The 5,069-nt window shown below is 42.8% G+C and carries 7 protein-coding genes and 1 pseudogene; 1 reads left to right on the forward strand and 7 read right to left on the reverse strand.

Features of this window, described 5'->3' with window-relative positions:
* From LI149_RS14750 to uraA, 6 genes are all read right to left on the reverse strand, one after another.
* Nucleotides 1–682 (reverse strand): translation initiation factor IF-2 N-terminal domain-containing protein (locus LI149_RS14750; protein WP_227143587.1); only part of this gene is annotated, 682 nt, incomplete at its 3' end.
* Nucleotides 683–696: 14 nt separating this feature from the next.
* A complete protein-coding gene (locus LI149_RS14755) occupies nt 697–1,020 on the reverse strand; it encodes a ribosomal L7Ae/L30e/S12e/Gadd45 family protein (RefSeq protein ID WP_227078204.1) in 324 nt (107 codons plus the stop codon).
* The gene (gene rnpM / locus LI149_RS14760) at nt 1,007–1,261 is read right to left on the reverse strand and encodes an RNase P modulator RnpM (protein ID WP_005331053.1); all 255 of its coding nucleotides are present in this window, start codon (nt 1,259–1,261) and stop codon (nt 1,007–1,009) included. Before rnpM ends, LI149_RS14755 begins: the two co-directional genes overlap by 14 nt.
* A 32-nt stretch (nt 1,262–1,293) precedes the next feature.
* Nucleotides 1,294–2,499 (reverse strand): transcription termination factor NusA, encoded by a 1,206-nt coding sequence (gene nusA, locus LI149_RS14765; protein WP_227143588.1) that lies wholly within the window; start codon nt 2,497–2,499, stop codon nt 1,294–1,296.
* Nucleotides 2,500–2,517: 18 nt separating this feature from the next.
* A complete protein-coding gene (rimP, locus tag LI149_RS14770) occupies nt 2,518–2,991 on the reverse strand; it encodes a ribosome maturation factor RimP (protein ID WP_227143589.1) in 474 nt (157 codons plus the stop codon).
* A 204-nt stretch (nt 2,992–3,195) separates the two neighbouring features.
* The gene (uraA, locus tag LI149_RS14775) at nt 3,196–4,452 is read right to left on the reverse strand and encodes a uracil permease (protein ID WP_117980368.1); all 1,257 of its coding nucleotides are present in this window, start codon (nt 4,450–4,452) and stop codon (nt 3,196–3,198) included.
* Nucleotides 4,453–4,543: 91 nt separating this feature from the next.
* On the opposite strand from uraA, the gene LI149_RS14780 reads away from it, so the two are divergent.
* Nucleotides 4,544–4,786: a hypothetical protein gene (locus tag LI149_RS14780; protein ID WP_040015294.1), complete on the forward strand. Its 243-nt coding sequence runs from the start codon at nt 4,544–4,546 to the stop codon at nt 4,784–4,786.
* A 19-nt stretch (nt 4,787–4,805) separates the two neighbouring features.
* On the opposite strand, the pseudogene LI149_RS14785 reads toward LI149_RS14780, so the two are convergent.
* Nucleotides 4,806–5,069, reverse strand: a pseudogene (locus LI149_RS14785) (hypothetical protein); the annotation flags it as partial.

Here is a 5,069-nt window from a genome sequence, read left to right on the forward strand (position 1 = left end):
GTCTGTCATCACGTCCACGATTATCACGTCTGTCATCACGTCCGCCCTGATTACGGTTATCGCGTCTGTCATCTCTTCTGTCATCACGTCCACGATTATCTCGTCTTTCGTCGCGGTTATCACGATTTCCCTGAGAACGGTTTTCTTTTCTTTCCTGCTCTTTTTTCTCCTGTTCCAGTCTCTTCTTCTGCGCGGCTGCAGCTGCTTCTGCCTCATGCATCTGCTGAACCTGTTGACGGATTCTGTCCGGACGTGGACGAATTGGCTGGGATGGTCTTTCATCTCTTACTTCTTTGCGTCCATTCTGGGATTTTCCATTTTTATTTCCACCGTTTGAACGGTTATCTCTCTTATCATCACGTCCAGTCTGAGAACGGTTATCGCGTCTGTCGTCACGTCCCTGACCCTGACGCTTTCCACCCTGTCTTCCACCACTCTGGGTGTTCTGCGGGCGGAATACCTGGACGATTTTTTTCTTCTTTGGTGCGTCAGATTTTTCCTCTTCTGCTTTTTCGGCATCTGCCTTTGGTGCAAATGCTTTTCTTACCATATCTGCTTCTGCCTCGTCGATGGTACTCATATGTGTCTTGGCTTCCACATCCTTTTTATTCAGGAACTCAATAAGCTCTTTGCTCGGCTTATCAAGTTCTTTCGCTAACTCATATATTTTGATTTTTGACATATACACTACCTCCTCTATGCAACCGTATTATCTTCTGTCTTCATCTGCTTCATAATTTCCTTCGCAAAACCTTCGTCCAGTATTGCAAGAGATGCCCGGAATTTCTTTCCCATTGCATGCCCCAAGGTATCTTTATCTTTATAAAAATAGATTGGCACTTCATAAAATTCACACATATCCCGGAACTTTTTCTTTGTATTTTCGGAAGCATCTCCTGCCACAATAACAAGCGCTGCTCTTCCTGTCTTTACTTCCTTTTCTGTACAGAACTCTCCGCTGGCTGTCTTACCTGCCCGCGTTGCAAGCCCGACGAGTGATAAGATCTTATCTGGTTTCAAGCTCTGTCATCTCCTTTTCCAAAGACTCATACACTTCCTGCGGAATTGCCTGCTTAAAAGATCTCTCAAGGCCCTTACTTTTCACTGCCTTTTTCAGACATTCCTGATTTGGACAAATGTATGCACCCCGTCCATTTTTGCGTCCGGTCGCATCTAACAGAAATTCTCCTTCACTGGTACGGATCACACGGATCATTTCTTTTTTATTCTTCATTTCCTGACATCCCACACACTGACGCATAGGAATCTTTTTATTTGCTCCCAATGAGATTCTTACGCCTCCTCACCGTCTTCTTCCGGCTGAACATTAGCTTCTGTTTCATTTTCCGCTTCTGTATCTACTTCTACATCTGCGTCCTCTGGATATTCTTCATTCTCATCATAAACATCTTCTTCGTACACACCTTCGCCCAGTTCCATATAGTTCTCTGGAAGCTCACCGGACTCAATTGCCTGTGTCTCGCTCTTGATATCGATCTTATATCCAGTCAGTCTTGCTGCCAGTCTTGCATTCTGTCCCTCTTTACCGATTGCAAGGGAAAGCTGATAATCCGGTACAATAACGCTTGCTTTCTTCTCATCCGGATCAGCCATAACAGAAATAACTTTTGCAGGGCTTAACGCATTCTCGATCAGGATTGCCGGATTATCGCTCCAGTTGATGATATCAATCTTCTCGCCGCGAAGTTCATTCACGATCGCATTGACTCTGGCTCCGTTCATACCAACGCATGCTCCGACCGGATCTACATCCGGATCATTAGACCATACCGCAATCTTTGTTCTGCTTCCGGCCTCTCTTGCAATACTCTTAATCTCTACGATTCCGTCTCTTACCTCTGTAACCTCAGACTCGAACAGTCTCTTTACAAGTTCCGGATGTGTACGTGATACAAGAATCTTCGGTCCTTTTGTTGTATTCTTTACTTCTACAAGATAGAGCTTGATGCGCTCTGTTGGCTTGAATACTTCACCTTTAACCTGCTCATTCTCTGTCAGCATAGCATCTGCTTTTCCAAGGTTGATACTTACATTCTTACCTACATAACGCTGAACGATACCTGTCACGATATCCTTCTCTTTCTCAAAATACTGATCATATACAACTTTCCGCTCTTCCTCGCGGATTTTCTGAAGGATCAGGTTCTTTGCATTCTGTGTTGCAATACGTCCAAATGATTTGGATTCGATTGGAACACGAACGATATCACCGAGGTCATAATGTCCATCTAACTGGCTTGCCTCGTCAAGACTGATCTGCTCAAGCGGATCTTCTACAGTCTCAACAACTGTCTTCTCTGCAAAAAGCTGGTAATCACAAGTATCATGATCCATAATAACTTTGATGTTATCTGCTTTACCAAAATGATTCTTACATGCATTTAACAGGGAATTCTCAATTGCATCTAACAGAGTCTCTTTGCTAATTTCTTTTTCTTTTTCCAACATATTTAACGCTTCTAATAATTCTGTGTTCATAGTAATTCTCCTCCTAATCTAAAAATCGAACGCCAGGCGAATAAGCGCAATATCGCCTTTTTCAAATGTCTTCCTAGTTCCATCTTCCAGTTCTATCGTAACTGTTCCTGCCTCATAGTCATAGCTGTCAAGAAGTCCTGTGAATTCTTTCTTCTTGTCAACCATACGGTAGGTACGTATCTCAACTTCTTTACCAAGATTACGTTTATAATCTTTCTCCTTCTTCAGAGGTCTTCCAAGTCCAGGAGAGCTGACCTCCAGAACATAAGAATCTTCAATAAAATCTTTTTCATCTAAAATATCTGATAATCTGCGGCTTACAGCTTCGCAGTCATTCACTGTAATTCCGCCCGGTTTGTCAATGTAAGCCCGCAGATACCACATACTGCCTTCTTTTACATACTCGACATCTACCAGTTCAAATTCCAGTTCCTCCATGATTGGATTCAGGATTTCTTCCGTCTTCTGCTCATAAATTTCTCTTTTTGACAATGTTCTAATTTCCTCCTTACTGTGTCAAAGACTTCTTGTCTTTTTACACACCCATGCAACAAAGAAGAGTGAACTTACGTCCACTCTTCTGCCGATTCCTATGTTACTATTTCAAAGTATAGCACCACAAGCCCTAAAAATCAAGGCTTTTTTATATTTACATCAATCTTTTCCAGCGACTGCGCTGCGATTCCCCTTAAGTCTTTAATCACGATCGTTCGTAAGTTTTAACTTATCCAGTATATAAAAGATCAGACTCAGGATCATGGCAACTACACACGCCAGTACCATTCCCGTAAGCTGTACATCCCCAAAGTTTACTGCAATACCGGAAAGTCCTGTTACAAACACAACACTTGTCAGTGTCAGGTTTCTGGATTTACCATAGTCTACCTGCGCGTCTACAAGAATCCTAATTCCGGAAGCTCCTATCATTCCATACAAAAGGAAGGAGATTCCTCCGATGACCGGTCCTGGAATCGTCTGGATCAGCATAGACAACTTCCCGACAAAGGAACAGATAATGGAAAGCACTGCTGCCCCTGCAATAACGCGCACGCTATATACCTTTGTCACTGCCATAACTCCGATATTCTCACCGTAAGTCGTTGTCGGGACGGAACCGATCAGACCGGAAAGCATCGTTGAAAAGTTATCTCCAAACAGAGATCTGTGAAGCCCCGGATCCTTTAACAGATCCCGTCCGATAATCTTGCCGGTCACAACCTGATGTCCGATATGCTCTGAGGTAATAACGAGTAATACCGGAAGGATCATAAGAATTGCTCCCATATCAAACTTTGCAGGTTGGAAGTTTGGCAGGGCGAACCAGGAAGCTGCTGCTACCTGTGAGAAATCTAAGATTCCAAGACAGAACGCTGCCACATATCCTGCAATAACTGCAATCAGGATTGGGATTACAGATAAAAAGCCACGGAATAAAATATTTCCAAATATCGCAACACCAAGTGTCACTAAAAATACAATTACATTTTTCATATCCAGCTTGTCGCAAAGAAGTCCCGCATTGCTTGCTGCAGAGCCGGATAACTCCAGTCCGATCAAAGCAACGACTGGTCCCATAGCTGCAGGCGGCAGAACCACGTCAATCCATTCTGTTCCACATTTATAAATAATAAAAGAAAGAATACAACCGCAGAAACCGACTGCCACGAATCCTCCCAGGGCATAGGAATAACCCATTTTACTAATAACGATTCCTGCCGGTGCAAGAAATGCAAAGCTGGAACCTAAGTATGCCGGCGCCTTCCCCTTGGTCACTGTCATAAAAATCAAAGTTCCCACACCGTTCATAAATAACACAATTGCCGGATTGATCCCGAAAATGAACGGTACAAGCACAGATGCGCCGAACATGGCAAACATGTGCTGAATGCTGAGCGGCAAGAGCAGCTTAAATGGCACCTTGTCCTCAACCTGAATGATCTTCCTCTCACTCATCTTAAGTCCTCCTCATAGTTTGGTATTGAAACCACATTTTTTCTATTGTATAATGAAACATCATAAAAACAAAGGAGATTTTAAAATATTTATGAATTTTAATCAGATTGCAATGCTCCAGAAGTTAAAAAGCAGCATGGATCGTTTCCGCAACAATCATCCGAAGTTTCCACTTTTCTTAAAAGCCGTCGTTGGAAATGCACTGGAAGAAGGAACCCTTGTGGAAATCAATGTCACAACTCCTGAAGGGAAGAATTACTGTACGAATTTAAAATTAAAACAGGAAGATCTGGAGTTTTTCCAGACATTGAGTGAAATGGGAAGCCAACATTAATGTCAGCTTCCCATTTTCTTTATATTGTATATCCGTCACGAAACGCCATCATCATCTCGTTAGTCAAACTGATGTCGTCCGGCTCTACCGGAATCTGATTCCGTTCGAACCATTCGGCAAGTGCCAGTTCATTTTCATCTAATTTCACCTGATCCGATCCGTCAAGCTCACAGAAGAATCCCATCAGTAATGTATCTGAAAATGCCCACGGCTGATTCTTATAATAAGTAATAAAGACTTCCCATACCCAAAATGGGACTTGTACCTTGAAAACTCTATATTT

This window comes from Dorea sp. 210702-DFI.3.17 (assembly GCF_020560825.1).
In the GTDB taxonomy this organism is placed as follows: Bacteria; Bacillota; Clostridia; order Lachnospirales; family Lachnospiraceae; genus Dorea; species Dorea formicigenerans.

Excerpts from the sequence above, each read along its gene's own strand:
- rnpM (WP_005331053.1), bottom strand. The coding sequence starts at position 1,261 with ATGCGTCAGTGTGTGGGATGTCAGGAAATGAAGAATAAAAAAGAAATG.
- nusA (WP_227143588.1), bottom strand. The coding sequence starts at position 2,499 with ATGAACACAGAATTATTAGAAGCGTTAAATATGTTGGAAAAAGAAAAA.
- uraA (WP_117980368.1), bottom strand. The coding sequence starts at position 4,452 with ATGAGTGAGAGGAAGATCATTCAGGTTGAGGACAAGGTGCCATTTAAG.
- LI149_RS14780 (WP_040015294.1), top strand. The coding sequence starts at position 4,544 with ATGAATTTTAATCAGATTGCAATGCTCCAGAAGTTAAAAAGCAGCATG.